General features: G+C 70.1%; 12 protein-coding genes. 1 reads left to right on the forward strand and 11 read right to left on the reverse strand.

All coding sequences use genetic code 11. From position 1 onward, the window contains the following. Positions 1 to 104: 104 nt before the first annotated feature. Entirely contained in the window at positions 105 to 683 is a 579-nt protein-coding gene (locus tag CLV67_RS39010; RefSeq protein WP_106327806.1) for a YceI family protein, read from the reverse strand. Positions 684 to 783: 100 nt separating this feature from the next. Here CLV67_RS39010 and CLV67_RS39015 point away from each other — a divergent pair, with 100 nt between their 5' ends. Beyond that, on the forward strand, positions 784 to 1,269 hold the full coding sequence (locus tag CLV67_RS39015) for a MarR family winged helix-turn-helix transcriptional regulator (protein WP_239166495.1): 486 nt from the start codon (positions 784 to 786) through the stop codon (positions 1,267 to 1,269). 12 nt (positions 1,270 to 1,281) lie between these two features. On the opposite strand, the gene CLV67_RS39020 is transcribed toward CLV67_RS39015, so the two are convergent. From CLV67_RS39020 to CLV67_RS39065, 10 genes are all read right to left on the reverse strand, one after another. Next, positions 1,282 to 2,439 (reverse strand): acyl-CoA dehydrogenase family protein, encoded by a 1,158-nt coding sequence (locus CLV67_RS39020; RefSeq protein ID WP_106327810.1) that lies wholly within the window; start codon positions 2,437 to 2,439, stop codon positions 1,282 to 1,284. A 224-nt stretch (positions 2,440 to 2,663) separates the two neighbouring features. Then, complete coding sequence (locus tag CLV67_RS39025; protein WP_106327812.1) at positions 2,664 to 3,977, reverse strand: chaplin family protein; 1,314 nt, start codon at positions 3,975 to 3,977, stop codon at positions 2,664 to 2,666. A 764-nt stretch (positions 3,978 to 4,741) separates the two neighbouring features. Beyond that, positions 4,742 to 5,347, reverse strand: coding sequence for a TetR/AcrR family transcriptional regulator (locus CLV67_RS39030; protein WP_106327814.1), 606 nt, complete (start codon positions 5,345 to 5,347; stop codon positions 4,742 to 4,744). Positions 5,348 to 5,379: 32 nt separating this feature from the next. Further along, positions 5,380 to 8,169, reverse strand: a complete 2,790-nt coding sequence (locus CLV67_RS52265) for a tetratricopeptide repeat protein (protein ID WP_170154170.1) — start codon at positions 8,167 to 8,169, stop codon at positions 5,380 to 5,382. Next, positions 8,166 to 9,923, reverse strand: a complete 1,758-nt coding sequence (locus CLV67_RS39040) for an HSP90 family protein (protein ID WP_106327933.1) — start codon at positions 9,921 to 9,923, stop codon at positions 8,166 to 8,168. Before CLV67_RS39040 ends, CLV67_RS52265 begins: the two co-directional genes overlap by 4 nt. 104 nt (positions 9,924 to 10,027) lie before the next feature. Continuing rightward, positions 10,028 to 10,657, reverse strand: coding sequence for a hypothetical protein (locus tag CLV67_RS39045; RefSeq protein WP_106327816.1), 630 nt, complete (start codon positions 10,655 to 10,657; stop codon positions 10,028 to 10,030). Beyond that, positions 10,654 to 12,129, reverse strand: a complete 1,476-nt coding sequence (locus tag CLV67_RS39050; RefSeq protein WP_106327818.1) for a hypothetical protein — start codon at positions 12,127 to 12,129, stop codon at positions 10,654 to 10,656. Before CLV67_RS39050 ends, CLV67_RS39045 begins: the two co-directional genes overlap by 4 nt. Beyond that, a complete protein-coding gene (locus CLV67_RS39055) occupies positions 12,126 to 12,986 on the reverse strand; it encodes an ABC transporter ATP-binding protein (RefSeq protein ID WP_106327820.1) in 861 nt (286 codons plus the stop codon). Before CLV67_RS39055 ends, CLV67_RS39050 begins: the two co-directional genes overlap by 4 nt. Continuing rightward, positions 12,983 to 13,816, reverse strand: coding sequence for a zf-HC2 domain-containing protein (locus tag CLV67_RS39060; RefSeq protein WP_106327822.1), 834 nt, complete (start codon positions 13,814 to 13,816; stop codon positions 12,983 to 12,985). The genes CLV67_RS39055 and CLV67_RS39060 overlap by 4 nt, the downstream gene beginning before the upstream one ends. Then, positions 13,813 to 14,373 carry an RNA polymerase sigma factor gene (locus CLV67_RS39065; RefSeq protein ID WP_106327824.1) on the reverse strand — a complete coding sequence of 187 codons (561 nt, stop codon included), beginning with the start codon at positions 14,371 to 14,373 and terminating at the stop codon, positions 13,813 to 13,815. Before CLV67_RS39065 ends, CLV67_RS39060 begins: the two co-directional genes overlap by 4 nt.

Below are 14,373 nucleotides of genomic sequence, written 5' to 3' on the forward strand. Positions count from 1 at the left end.
CCGAACGCATGCGCTCGGTTCACCCTGCCATCTCGGGCAGAGGACCGCCAGAGATTCGAAAAGCGCCGCCCGGATCCCCGGGCGGCGCTGTCGAGTGTGGATCGTCAGGCGGCCGGCTGCTGCAGGACGGCCTCGCCCTCGATCTCGATCTTCACCTTCTTGCTGACCATGAAGCCACCGGACTCCAGGGCGACGTTCCAGGACAGACCCCAGTCGTCGCGGTCGATCTCGGTGTGCGCGCTGAAACCGAAGACATGCTGCCCGTACGGGCTGGTGGTGGCGCCCTCGAACTCGACGACCAGCTCGACCGGCCGGGTCACGTCCTTGATGGTGAGCTCACCGTCGAGTACGAACTCGGCGCCGGCGTGCGACTTCACACCGGTGCTGCGGAACTCCATGGTCGGGTACTTCTCCACCTCGAAGAAGTCGCCGGTGCGGAGGTGGTTGTCCCGATCGACCTGACCGGTCTCGACGCTGCCGGTCTTGATGGTGGCGGTGACCGAGGAGTCGAGCGGGTTCTCGCCGACGACGATCGTGGCGGTGGCCTCGGCGAACTGGCCGCGGACCTTGCTCACCATGAGGTGCTTCACCACGAAGCCGACCCGCTTGTGCGCCGCGTCCAGCTCGTAGGTGCCGGCGGCGGGGATCTGGAGGCCTTCGAACTCACGGGTGCTGACGGTCATGACACTGCCTTCTCTCGAAGCTCTGCGGGATGCTTGTCTGACGGAGCAACTATATGCTCGACAATATTCCTCCTGTCAAGTGCCTGCTAGAGTCGACCTCGTGAACAAGGACCTGGACGACCCACGCCTCACCGCAGTCGGACTGCTCGCGGAGGCGTACACGGGATTGATGAACCGGCTCGCCGCGCAGTTCGAGGAGCACCGCCTGTCACAGGTGGAGTTCGAGGTGCTGATGCGGCTCGCCCGGTCCCCCGGCAACCACCTGCGGATGACCGACCTGGCAGGGCAGACCACGCTGTCCACGAGCGGCGTCACCCGGGTCGTGGACCGGATGGAGCGCACCGGCCTGGTCCGCCGGGAGGCGTGCCCCAGCGACCGGCGTAGTTCCTACGCGGTGATCACCGACGCCGGCATGCAGCGGCTCTCCGACGTCCTGCCGGGGCACCTCGAGCTGGTCCAGCGGTGGTATGTGGGTCTGCTGCCCGAGGCGAGACTCGCCGAGCTGCTCGACTCCCTGCGCACGATCCGCGACGCGGTCAACCCATGCGCGACGGCGGGCAGCGCGGAGACCGCACTGCCCGCCTGACGACCTTGAGATCTACAGCCCGAGGCCCCGGGCGATGAGCATGCGTTGCACCTCGGACGTGCCCTCGCCCACCTCGAGGATCTTGGCGTCCCGATAGAACCGGCCGACCGCCGACTCGTTCATGAAGCCGTAGCCGCCGTGCACCTGGGTGGCCCAGCGACTGTTCTCCATGGCCGCGTTGCTGGCGTTCAGCTTGGCGATCGCGGCGTACCGCTTGAAGTCGTCGCCGGCGAGCATCCGCGAGGCGGCGTCGTAGTAGCCGAGCCGCGCCGTGTGCGCACGCAGGTCCATGTCGGCGATCAGGAACTTGACCGCTTGGTAGTCGCTGATCGGGTGCCCGAAGGCGCTGCGGTTCTTCGCGTAGGTCACCGACTCGTCGACGCACCCCTGGGCCAGGCCGACCGAGAGCGCGGCGATCGCGATCCTGCCCTCGTCGAGGATGCGCAGGAACTGGGCGTACCCCCGGCCGCGCTCGCCGAGCAGGTTGGCGGCCGGAACCCGTACGTCATCGAAGGAAAGCTCGTGGGTGTCCGACGCGCACCAGCCGACCTTGGAGTAGCCGGGCGCCACGGTGAAGCCCGGGGTCCCCGACGGCACGATGATGGTCGACAACTCCTTGCTGCCGTCCGGATTCGTGCCGGTCACCGCCATCACGTTGACCAGACAGGTGATGTCGGTGCCGGAGTTCGTGATGAACGCCTTGGTTCCGTTGATCACCCATTCGCCGGTGTTCTCGTCGAGCACCGCCCGGGTCAGCGTGCCGGAGGCGTCCGATCCGGCGCCGGGTTCGGTAAGGCCGAACGCCGCGAGCGCCTCACCGCTGGTCAGCCGGGGCAGCCACTGTTTGCGCTGCTCGTCGGTGCCGAAACGATAGATCGGCATGGCGCCGAGCGAGACCGCCGCCTCCAGGGTGATCGCGACCGAGCTGTCCACCCTCGCCAGTTCTTCGAGAGCCAGGCAGAGCGCAAAGTAGTCGCCGCCCATCCCGCCGTGCTCCTCGGGGAAGGGCAGCCCGAAAAGTCCCATGCTGCCCATCTGGCGGATGACTTCGTACGGGAAGGTCTTCTTCTCGTAGTGCTCGGCGATGACCGGAGCGACCTGTTCGCGGGCGAACTGCCGGACACTGTCCCGTAACTCTTCGTATTCTTTGTCGAGCCGGAAGTCGACCATCTCAACCCTCGCATCCGCATCCGAGACGCCGAACTTAACGAGCGTTAGGCTATCTCACTCTGTGGACCGGGGCAACGGCGAACGGGAGCCCCCAGCACTGGGGACTCCCGTCCGTTTTCACTGCTACCGGCACCGTGGAGTAGCGCCGGCGGTCATCGGCACCTGAGGGAGCCGACGCGAGTCGCGCCCGGGACCGGCGCAACCCGGTATTCCGCTACGCGGGTTCAGCGCAGCGTGTTCAGCAGGTCCAGACCACCCAGACCGGCGGTGCCGACGCCACCGAGGTCACGGGTCAGACCCGCCACCGGGGAGTTCTCGGCGCTACGGCCGCCGACCTTGTCGCCGTACTTGTCCGGGCTGACGTAGCCCTTGTCGTCGTCGACAGCCGGGTACTCGTCGGCCGGGTACTCGTCGGCGTCGTCGGCCGGGTACTCGTCGTTGCCGCGGTTGCCGCCCTGGCCGTACCCACCGTTGTCGCCCTTGACGTTTCCGTCGTTGTAGCCACCCTGGTCACCGCGGACGTTGCCGTCGTCGTCCTTGCCGCAGTTGTCCTTGGGGTTGCCCTGGTGGCCCTTGTGGCCCTTCCAGTCGTCGCAGTCGTTGCCGAAGCCGTGACCCGGGTAGACGGGGTAGACCGGGACGAGCGGCTTCACCCACTGGGCCGGCTTCTGGTAGGCGACACCGCCGCCGACGTGGTTCGCGCAGGCACCGAACGCGCTGGCGTAGCCGAGCACACCGAGCGAGTTGCCGCACGCGTTGACCGGAACGGTGATCGGCGCCGCGAACTGGGTGCCGTTCAGGGTGCCGTGGTTACCCCAGGTGGCCTGGTTGACCGCGGCGGCCGGCCACACCCACGAACCGCTCTCGGTCCGCTTGGCGGCCTTCTTGCCCTTGCTCTCGGCCACGTGCGGGGCCTTGCGGGCGAAGGTCGGGCCGACCTGGTTGGCACAGGCGCCGAACGAGTTGGCCGCACCGACCAGGGCGAGCGAGTTGCCGCACGCGTTGACCGGGATGGTGACCGGCACTGCCACCTGCGTGCCGTTCAGGGTGCCGTAGTTGCCGAAGCTGACCTGGTCGGTGGTGCCACCGCCGATGCCGCCACCCCAGCCGTGCTCGGTGGCCTTGGTGCTCTCGACCCGGTTGGCGGAGACACCGGTGGCGCTCGCCTTGCCACCGACTGCGGCCGCGTTGCCGGAGACGTTGACCGGGACGGTGATCGGAACCGCGACCTGGGTGCCGTTCAGGGTGCCCTTGTTCTGGAACGAGGCCTGACGGGTCCCGGAGCCGTTGCGGCCGCTCTCGACCTGGTTGGCGCCCACGCCGAAGCTCTGCGCCTGGCCCAGGACGCCGGCCGAGTTGCCGACCAGGTTCACCGGCACGGTGACCGGGATGGCCACCTGGGTGCCGTTCAGGGTTCCGAAGTTGCCGAAGGTGGCCTGGTCGACGTCGGCCTGCGCCATGGCGGCCGGCGCGAGCAGCAGAGCGCCCGCGGCGAGGACCCCGACACTCAGAGTCTTACGAACCCAAGTCTTCTTCATCAGAAAGGGATGCCTTTCACAAATGGTCAGCAATGAAATGCGCGTATTCAGTTGAGTCCCCGTTTTCGGGCGCAGCGGTGCCCTGGCGCGGTTTCTCCAGCCCTGACTCCGCCTGTCGACGCGCGCCCACGAGGTGACGCTTCGAGCTGCGGTGAAGGAAAAGTCCTCGAGCCCGCGCACGATTCGCCGCTTGTTCGCAAACGGTTGGGGAATCGTGCGGCCCGTACGCTCTACGAAGCGTCAGCGAGGTGTTTCACGGTCCCCGACGGCACGGGCAGCGCCCGGTCGTCCGCCGTGCCCCCGCTGGCACGCGGGGGTGCGGTCGCCGTACGCGGCAGCGCGCCGACGGACTCCGGCGGCTGGGCAGCCGCTTCTAGGAGATCGTTCGACCGCGGGTTCGTGCTCGGCCAGTACGCCGACGACGTGTGCACGCGGGTGCCACCGGGATTCGGTGTGTTCCGCGCGGCGCTCCGGCCGCCGCTCCGCCCCCTGGCTGTGGGACGGCATGAGCGGGGAGCCGCCGTGGGTGATCGCCGAGGACCGGCGTGCGGTGCGCTCGTCGCGCCCGACCTCCCGACCCGTCATGATCTACCCCTCGTCGTCGACCCTGTGACCGATTGGACCTGTTCGCCATGAAGTTCCGGAACAGGTGGGTATTGGTCACTCGGTATTGGTAACGACGGGAGCGCGCGGAAAGTCACGCGGACAAATCGGAAAACTAAGCGCGGGAAAGCGCGTTGAGAATCACACGGGAACTTGTGTAGTCAGCGGCCGATCAGGGCGTGGATCGTCGCGTCCCTCAGCAGGGCGGCGCGGCGCACCCGGTCGACCTCACCGCCCAGGAACGGTGTCGAGTTCATCAGGCCGAAAGCCGCGTGGGCGAGCACCCGGGCCTCAGGAGCGGGCAGCTCCGGGCGGACCCGTGACAGCACGCTCACCCACTCCTCGACGTAGAGGCGCTGCAGTCGCCGGATCTGCCGGCGCGGATCCTCCGGCAACCGGTCCAGCTCGTGCAGGTGCAGGGCGATGACCGCGGGATTGGCCAGCGCGAAGTCGACGTGGAAGTCGATCAGGTCGGCCAGCGCCGCCTGCGCGTCGTCCGGATGCCGGCCGACACGTTCCTTACCGCCGTCCAGCAGCCCCTCGCTGACCGGGATGAGCGCGGCCACCAGCATCGCCTCCTTGCCGGCGAAGTGGTGGTAGAGCGCTGGGCCGGTGACGCCGGCAGCCGAGCCGATGTCGTCCATCGACACGCCGTGGTAGCCGCGGGAGGCGAACAGCCCGACCGCGATCTCCAGAATCTCGTCGCGGCGCGACCGCCGCCTCGGAGCCGGCGGGGTGGTCCGGTTCCGCTGATCTACCGTCGTCACCTGGCAACTGTAACCCGGTGTCAACCCCCTACTTAACGATCGTTCAGCCCAGTTATCGCCGTGTGGACCTCGTCATAAAGCCTGGTGGCCAGGTCCCGGGTCGGTGCGTCCGGCCGCATACGCTTCAGCAGAGCGCCCAGGATGCGCTCCGCATCCTCCAGAGAGCCCGATCGCATCAGCGCCTCGGCCAGCATCCCCTCCACCCGATCGGCATCATCCACGGCACCGATGCCGCGAAGGTTCTCCGGCGCACCGCGCAGATGCGGCACGGCCTCCGCATAGCGGCCGCGGCGCATCAGCAGATTGCCGATCTCGAAGGCGAAGACGGACCGGTCCCAGATCACAGTGGGCTCCGCGGCCAGCTCAGCGGGCAACTCCGCGTATCTCCGGGCGGCCAGCTCGATGACCTCCTCCGCCTCGGGCACCTCGTCGGCGTAGTTGTGCGCCATCAGCCGCCTGCGCAGCAGCCGCAATTCGGCCGCGAGGTCACCGGCCTCACGCAAAGCCTCGGCCGACGCCCGGAAGGTCAGCGCAGCCTCGCTGTCGCGGTCCATGTCGTAGAGCAGCTGACCGGCCAGCTCGGCGACCTGGCCGCGACCGGCCGGGTTGTCCACCAGCTCCTCGATCAGGTCCCGATAGATCGTCAGCGCCCGGTCGTTGTCACCGAGATCACGGTAGATCGCGGCGAGCAGGAAGCGGGTGTTGCCGGCCGGCTCCTGAAGGGCGAGACGCTCGAAGCCGAGCAGCGCCTCCTCGGCCACCTCGGCCGCCTCCGCCGGACGGTCCGCCTGGTGATACGCCTGGGCCAGCTCCTGCCGGGCGAACAGCGCGCCCACGTCCGGACCGGCCTCGGCCGCCGCGGCCTCCGTACACAGCGCGACCGCCTCGACGAAGTCATCGATCGCCCGGTCGGGACGGCCGAGCTGCAGCAGCGCCCGTCCCCGCCGCACCCGGGCGGGCAGGGCGGCTCCGGGCAGCCCGAAGGCCAGGGCGGCGCCGAGGGTGGCCACCGCCTCCTCGGGGTCGTCGGTGACCTGCCCCAGCACCATGCCCGACAGGGCCTGCTCCCGGACCGGACCGTGCTCGGAGTAGAACGCCCACGCACGACGGGCCGCCTCGACGGCCTCCTCACCGCGGCCCGCCATCATCCGGTTCTGCGCCCGGATCATCGCGTGATAGGCCAACCGGCGTTCCTCGCCGAGTTCCGCGGCGATCCGATCGGCGCGGTCCACGGCCTCATCGGCATCGTCGAGCCGATCCAGGACGCGGTACATCTGAGCCAGGCGGATCAACGCGTCCGCCGTCGCGCCCGGGTCGTCCTGCGCAGCCACGTCGGCCTCGACGACGGCCAGCTGCTCCTCGGTCGCCTCGCCGTGCATGGCCTGCTGGACGGCGAGCCTGGCATGCATCGCACTCGCCTCGGTCACGTCATCGGCCGCGGTGAACAGCTCGGCCGCACGTGTCCAGGCGGTCGCGGTCTCCTCGATCGCCTCGTCCGGCAGGGCTGCCCCGCGCAGCGACCACAGCCGCGCCGCCAGCGCGGGTTCCTCAGGCTCACCGAATCGGGCGTCGTGGGCGTCCAGCACCGCCTGCAGGGCGTCGGTCCGGTCCTCGGCGGAGTACCGCTCGCCCAGCTCGATCAGCTCCTCGGCGGTGGCTGTGAGGCTGAGTTCCGGCGCCTTCGTCACCACCGGAGCCACGGTCACCTCATCGGTTCGCCGGGCTGTGGGTGACAGGTTGAACTCGATGCCATACGGCTCCTCGCTCATCACCTCCCGGATCACCGTGCTCTGGTGATCGGTGCCGTTACGGGCGTCGAACCGGGCTGCCAGATCCAGCGCGAACGTCTCCAGTTCCCGGGCCAGCTCGGCCGCCGTGGCATCCGGCCGGCCCGCCCGGCGTACCGTCGCGTGGCCGTGCCCGATCTTCTCGAGCCGGCGCAGCAGCTGCACCGCACTGGCGGCGAAGTTCATCGCGGCGGCGGGCGAGGGCGCACGGTCCAGCCAATCGATGTGGCGCTGCAGGATCTCCAGGCCACGGTGCTCGTTACCGGTGCGGGAACAGAAGGTGATGTGGTCACCGATTCCCCACAGATCGGCGAGATTGTTGCGTTCGACCAAATAGGACCGGCGATGCGCGTCGGCGGCCTCCGACGGCCTGCCGGTCTTCAGATAGACCTCCATCAGCTCGCTGAGGATGCTCTGCGGTTGCTCGGAACAGGACAGGTCACCGGCGAGCACCGGGGCGGCCAGCTCGGCGGCCTCCTCGAAGCGGCCCTCGTCCGCAAGGTGGCTGACCAGCGTGGTCGGGTCACAACCGGCGCAGTCGGAGAGCCGGTTCCGTGGCGCGGCCTGCCACTTGCGGAACCACTCGTCCGCCTCCTCGGTCAGCCCGACGTGCGAGGCGACAAGGTATCGATGCTTGTACACCGGCTGCAGGCCGTGACCGCTCTCCCTGTACCGCCGCTCCATGTCGTCGAGGACCGCGTAGGTGCGCTCGAGCGGCAGCTCCGGGAACCTGGTCATCGAGTGGACCATGTTCTTGAACAGCCACAGCAGGTTGTGTGTCCCGCCCTCGTGGTAGGGACTCGGGTTCCGATCGAAATCGGCCACACACCAGGAGAAGGACGGGAAGGCACGGACCGGCTCGCCACCATAGATGTACGCGGTGGTCGCGAACAGGCGGGCGTAGAACTTCAGAGCCTGGTCGTCGGTCGTGTCCACGTGGCGGATCAGCTCGTCGAACATGGCGATCTGGGCGGTGCCGTACGGCATCTCCCGCGCCTCGCTGAGCAGTCGCCAGAGTTCCTGCGCGGTCTTCATCGGCTCTCCTCCCGCGGGACGGCCCGATCGAGCAGGCCCAGGAACGACGTGGTGAGCAGCGCCGCGTCGGACGGACGGATCGGGTGGTGGCCGAGCAGCAGCGCCTGGCCGTACAACGATTCGACGGCCAGGCCGGCCAGCTCGGCATCCCCGAGTGCGGCCACGCGGCGGATCAGCGGATTGCGGTGGTTGAGCACCAACTGCGGCCGGTCCGTCGGAACCGTCCGGGACAGCGCGTCGAGCACGCCACCCCACAGGTCGTCGGCCTGGTCGCGGCTCGCGGTGAACTCCTCCTGGAACGCCGCGGCACGACTGACCAGGTAGAGCGCGGGCAGAGTAACCGGGTCGAAGGCGCGCACCACGACCTCACACCCGAGTCGGTCGAGCCGGCGCTGGGCGGCCGCGAGAAACGGGCGCATCTGCAGCTCCGCCTCGGCGTCCACATTGGTGAAGCGGGTGGTCAGGTCGGTGGGGTCGAGTCGCTCGGCGCGAACCTCACCGTCGATGGCGGCCAGCCGCTGGATCAGCTCGGCGTCGTAGACGTAACCGCCGTTGATCAGGCCCACGTCCTGGGCCGCCGCAACACCGGCGAGCTGCCGGAACTCGTCGGCGGTGGCGGCATAGCGCAGAACGCCGTGCCGGGCGCGGAACTCGGCGAGCGTGACCTCACCCATGTTCGTCTGCATCGGGTACCACTGCTCGACCAGGCGCAGCATCTCGTCGTCATGCAGGGCCAGCGCCTTCACACCGAGATGGTGGATGCTCAGGAACTCGCCGAGACGACGCGGATCGGTCGCCGACAACCGCATGAGCCAGCCGCGCAGCTGGTCGGCGATGGCCTCCCGGGTCTCGGCTAGCATGCCGTCGTCGTAGAGGGCCTCGCGGCTGGCGGTCGGGCGCAGCTCGGTGCTGTCGACGACACAGCGGGCGAAGAAGGCCCACTCCGGCAGCAGGCCCTCGATGTTCTCGGAGAGCAGCATCCGCTTCAGGTACACCCGGTGACCGCCGCGGCTGGCCGGGTTGACCGGGGTGGGCAGCACGAACGCGGCGCCGGTCAGGCCGGCGGCGGGCACGTTCAGCTCGATCACGTCGAACGGGCGGAACCCGAGGGTGCGCTCCGCATATGCCAGGCGGGACTCGGTCGGCAACTCCCAGGGCAGCGTGCCGGTGGTGACCTTCCGGCCGTCGACGGTCACCGTGACCGGGAGCAACGAGCCGTACGTCCGGGCGAGATCGGTCACCGTCTCGCCGGTCAGGAACTGCTCGGCACCGCGGCGCGGAAGCAGGGTGACCGTGGTGCCGGGCTCACGCGGGGCGCCGGGACCGACGGTGTAGCGGCCGTCCGAGAAACCGGTCCAGAGGACGGGGTCGGCGCCGTCGCGCCGGGTGTGCACCCGGATCTCGTCGGCGACCAGGAAGCAGGAGAGCAGGCCGATGCCGAACTGGCCGAGGAACTCGTGGCGGGCGAACCCCAGCTCGTCACGTTTCGAGCTGCGGCCGATGGTGGCGAGCAGCTCGTGGACCTGCGCCTCGGTCAGGCCGATGCCGTTGTCGTCGATCCGCAGCGTGCCGTCGCTGTCGGCTCTGTCGCTGGAGACCACCGACACCACGCCCGAGTGCTCCGGGCCGAGGGCGGTGATCGCGTCGACGGCGTTCTGCAGGAGCTCGCGGACGTAGACGCGGGGGCTCGCGTAGAGGTGGTGGCTGAGCAGGTCGACGATGCCCCGCAGGTCGACCTGGAACGTGTTGCTCACGGGCGGCACGGTACCGGGTGACACCGACAAAATCAGACCGATATCGCTTTGTGGATCATCGGATCCCGCTGACCGCGACGGCCCCCGTCGTGTCGCCGTCGCGGTCAGCGAAAGGTCCGGGCTGCCCGGAAGGTCTCCCGGTTGGCGGCCAGCAGGACGACCACGACCAGCACCAACGCGACCGGCCAGCAGCGCTGCGCCGTCGTCCAGTCGGTGGTCGCCGGTGGCTGCCAGGGTGAACTGCGCTCGACGAAGAAAAGGGTGCCGATCAGCGCGACACCCTGGGCCATGGGACCGGCCAGGCCGCCCAGGGAGTCGTCCCGGTACCGGGCCGCCATCGCGGCGGCCGCCACCGGCAGCAACCCGCACACCGCGGCCTGGAGGATCACGAACCCGTCCGGCCAGGTCACGGCCGGCGCCACCGTCTGTCGGACAGCCAGGTAGAGCCCGGCCCAGACGAGGACCGCGGGCACCAGCGGCACGGCGATGCGCAGCCACTGCCTGCGCCATCGCGCCACTGGTGTGACCACTGTGGACGCCATCAGGTCGGGCAGGGCGAACCCGACGGCCGCTCCGAGAACCGCGGCCGCCAGCCGCAGACCGATCAGAACGGGCAGCAGCCGCGGTTCCGACTGCACGGCCGGAAGTTGCAGCACCACCGCGAGCAGCACCGCCACGGCGAAGGTCCACCAGGGCATCGCTCTGGCCATGTGTGAGGCGAGCAGCCGGGTCACCGGCAGACCCCACGTTCCTCGGAGACCATCTGTCCCTCGGGCCGGGGCTCCGGCTCGGCCGGGATCGGCGGCGGGGTGAGCGTCACGCCGAGGGCGGCCAGCGGTGTCGCCGACGGATCGAGGACCTCGGACCAGTGCGCGGCGAGATGCTCGCGTACCTCCTCACGGGGTTTGGCCCGTAGAACCTCGGCGGCCTGACGCTCCGCGTCGCCGTAGCGGGTCCGCGGTACGGTCAGCCCCTCGCCGGGCGCGGCCTGGTCGAGCAGCCACAGGGCGACCACCGTCCGGTGCTGGCCCGATCCGTCACAGCTGCGCCAGTTGTCCACGTCGTCCCGCCGGAGCAGTCCGACCGCGGTCGCCGCGTAGTCGCGGGTCAGGCGTGTCCGGGAGTCCTGTGCCCAGCTCCCGATACGGCCCCAGGTGTCACCGACGCGCATCTCGGGGTAGCCCGGCCGCATCGGCACCATGTCGTCCGAGGTGCTGATCTGCCGGATCGACGGCCGCTGCGCGCCGGCCGGCAGCAGCCGCGCCACCGGCTCGGCCGCCTCCCGCCAGTACGGGATCCACGCCGTGTACCCGGACAGTGCGCAGTAGCGGACCTCCTCGTGTGTCCGGCAGTCCAGGGCTTCGGGCGCGACATACTTCGCGACCTCGTCCGAATAGATGACGTCGGGCGTCTCGGCGGCCTCCCGATGGACCGCGAAGCCGGCGAACAGGACGGCCAGCAGGGTGGCGGCGATCGCGCTCTTCGGCGCGGCCGGGCGGCAGATCGCCGAGACGACCGCGACCAGCACTCCGACCAGGTAGAGCAGGTGCCATCCGGTGGGGCGGGGCATCCCGAAGCTCCAGTTGACGTGCACCACCGGCCAGAGATGGGTCATGACGCTGGCCTGGTCGTTGGGCACGAAGACGAACATGAAGAGGATGCCGACCATGACGACGACGGCGAGCGGCCCGGCCGCTACACCGGGCAGCGCCCGGCCGACCAGCACACCGACGGCGGCCCCGATCGCCGGAATGATCACCAGGGTCGGCGCGACCCACGGGTCGAACCGGCCGACCGGCCAGGCCGGGAGCAACAGCAACAGCTGGGCGAGATAGGCGACCGCGCCCGTGGCGGCCGCGATCGGCACCGTCACCAGCAGGGCGACGTTTCGCCGGCCCGGGCCGGCCGGCAGGGTCCGGGTGGTCTCCTCGGCGCCGGCGCGGCGGTCCCGGCCTGCGGCGAGGTGACCGGCCATCAGCAGCGCGGCCCCCAGCACCATCGACGCCACACCGGCGTTCTCGTGGAAGGTCTCCCAGGACGGCATCCTGGTCCAGGACCAGGCGACACCCAGCGCGACCGTCAGCAGCGTGCCGATCCAGAGGATCGGGCTGTGCCACATCCGCCGGGCCTCCGCCCAGGCCAGCGCGATCGTCGCCGTCGCCGGGGACGGTGCCGGCCGCTCGACACGTTCCGCCGTGATCGTCATCGGATCGCCTCGGTGACCGCGACGTTGCCGAGAAGCAGCAGGTATCCGTCCTCGATGGACGGGCGGGCGGGCTCCGCGCCGTCCGGGCGGCGTCCCAGCGTCCGGTAGAACCCGTCGGCGTTGCGCCAGTACGCCGCGTTGCCCTGCGGTGGTGTCTCGGAGAGCCATACCTGTCCCTCGGCAACTTGGGCCAGGTCACGCGGACCGCCCTCGAAGACGACCCGGCCGCCGCTCATCACCACGACCCGCTCGCAGAGTGCGCCGACGTCCTCGGTCTGGTGGGTGGAGAGCAGCACCGTACGCCGTTCCCCGAGCCGCGAGATCAGGGCCCGGAACAGCATCCGCTGCTCCGGGTCGAGCCCAACCGTCGGCTCGTCGAGGATCACGAGTTCCGGGTCGCCGAGCAACGCCTGTGCCAGGCCGAGCCGCTGCCGCATCCCGCCGGAGAGTTTGCGCACCTTGGTCTTGGCGCGGTCGGTGAGTTCGACCTCGTCGAGCACCCGCCGCACCTCGGCCCGCCGCTGCCGGGTGTCGGTGATCTCCTTGAGCACGGCGACGTAGTCGAGCAGGGCATACGCCGTGAAGTTCGGATAGAGGCCGGGATTCTGCGGCAGGTAACCGATCCGGCGCCGCACCTCGGTCCGCTGTGCCGCCACCGCCGGGTCGAGCCCGTGCACCCGGATCGTCCCGCTGTCCGGGCCGAGCGCGGTGGCCAGGCAGCGCAGCAGCGTGGTCTTACCGGCGCCGTTCGGCCCGAGCAGACCGGTCACGCCCACGCCGATCGACAGGTCGACGGCGTCGAGTGCGGTGGTCGTGCCATAGCGTTTGCCGAGGCCCTGCAGGGTCACGGTGGTCATCGGCTCTCCCCGAGGTCGAAGCGGCGGCGCCGCGTGATCAGGACGGCCGCGAACACCGCGGCGGCCAGCAGATAGGCGAGTTGTGCGGTGGGGCCGAAGACGGAGGAGACGAACAGACCTTCGGCGGTACGAGCAACGACCAGCACACCGGTGAGCCAGAGGGCGCCGAGGACGACGGCCGCGACCGGGAGGGTCAGGCTGGTGGCCAGTGCGAGCGTGCCGGTGCTGAGCAGCAGCGCCGGCAGGAGCCAGGCCGCCGCATACCACCCCGGCCCGGGCAGCAGCACGGCCGCGACGCCGGCCATCACGACGGCGACGCCGATCACCGAGACGGCACGCCACAGCACGAGGCCCGGTCCGGCGGCGGGTGTGGTGCCGGTGATCTCGTGCATCGGGTCGGCCGGGGGGCCGTAGGCGCCGGAGACCGCGATCACCGGCAGGATCGGGGCCAGCGCCAGGAACGCCTGACCGATCGCCTGCGATCCCTCCCGGCCGAACCAGGCCGCGGCGACCGCGAGCGTCAGCACCGCGGACGTCGCGAGCACCCATGACCAGCGCAGCGCGGGGGTGGCGGTGAGCAGCCGCAGCCGGTGCCCGGGCAGCCCGGCCCGGGTCAGCAGACGCGCGACCGGGCCCACCCGCGGGGCGTGGAGCTCGTCGTAGACGGCCGACCAGCTGTCGTCCAGCCAGGCGTCCTCGGCCGGGATCAGGGCACGGCAGGCGGCGCAGCTCAGCATGTGCGCCTCGACCGCCATGACACGGCTCGGCACGAGGGTGCCGTTCTCGTACTGCTCGATCAGGCCTGGGTCGATGTGCCAGTCGGTGGTCATGTCAGCAGCTCCCTCAGCCGGATACGGGCCCGCATGAGCCGTGTCTTGGCGGTGCCCTCGGGGATGCCGAGCAGCTTCGCGGCCTCACGCACCGAGAGGCCGTCGAGGGCGGTCGCCTCGATCAGCCGGCGCAGCTCGGGGGAGAGGCGGTCGAGTGCCGGGCCCAGGGCGCCGTGCTCCACCCCGAGCAGCACCAGTTCCTCGGCGGACGGAGTGGTGGTGACGTCGGGCAGTTCGTCGCCAGCGCCGTTCAGCCAGCGGTGGGCCGGACCACGCAACGCCGAGAGGAGACGGCGGACGGCGATGGTCCAGAGCCAGGCCGCGGCGTCGGCGGTCGTCTCCTCATACCGATGGGAGTCTTTCCAGACCGCGACGAACGTGTCCTGGATCGCCGCGTCGACCACATCGGGATCGGCGCAGCGCCGGCGGAGCCGGGCACGTAGCCAGCCGGCATGCCGGTGGTGCAGCAGGCGCAGCGCCGCGGTGTCCCCGCCGGCGATGGCGCGCAGCAACTCGGCGTCGCTGCTCTGGTCGCTGACCGGTCTTCTCGCTCGCAC

The sequence above is a fragment of the Actinoplanes italicus genome (assembly GCF_003001815.1).
GTDB classification, from domain to species: domain Bacteria; phylum Actinomycetota; class Actinomycetes; order Mycobacteriales; family Micromonosporaceae; genus Actinoplanes; species Actinoplanes italicus.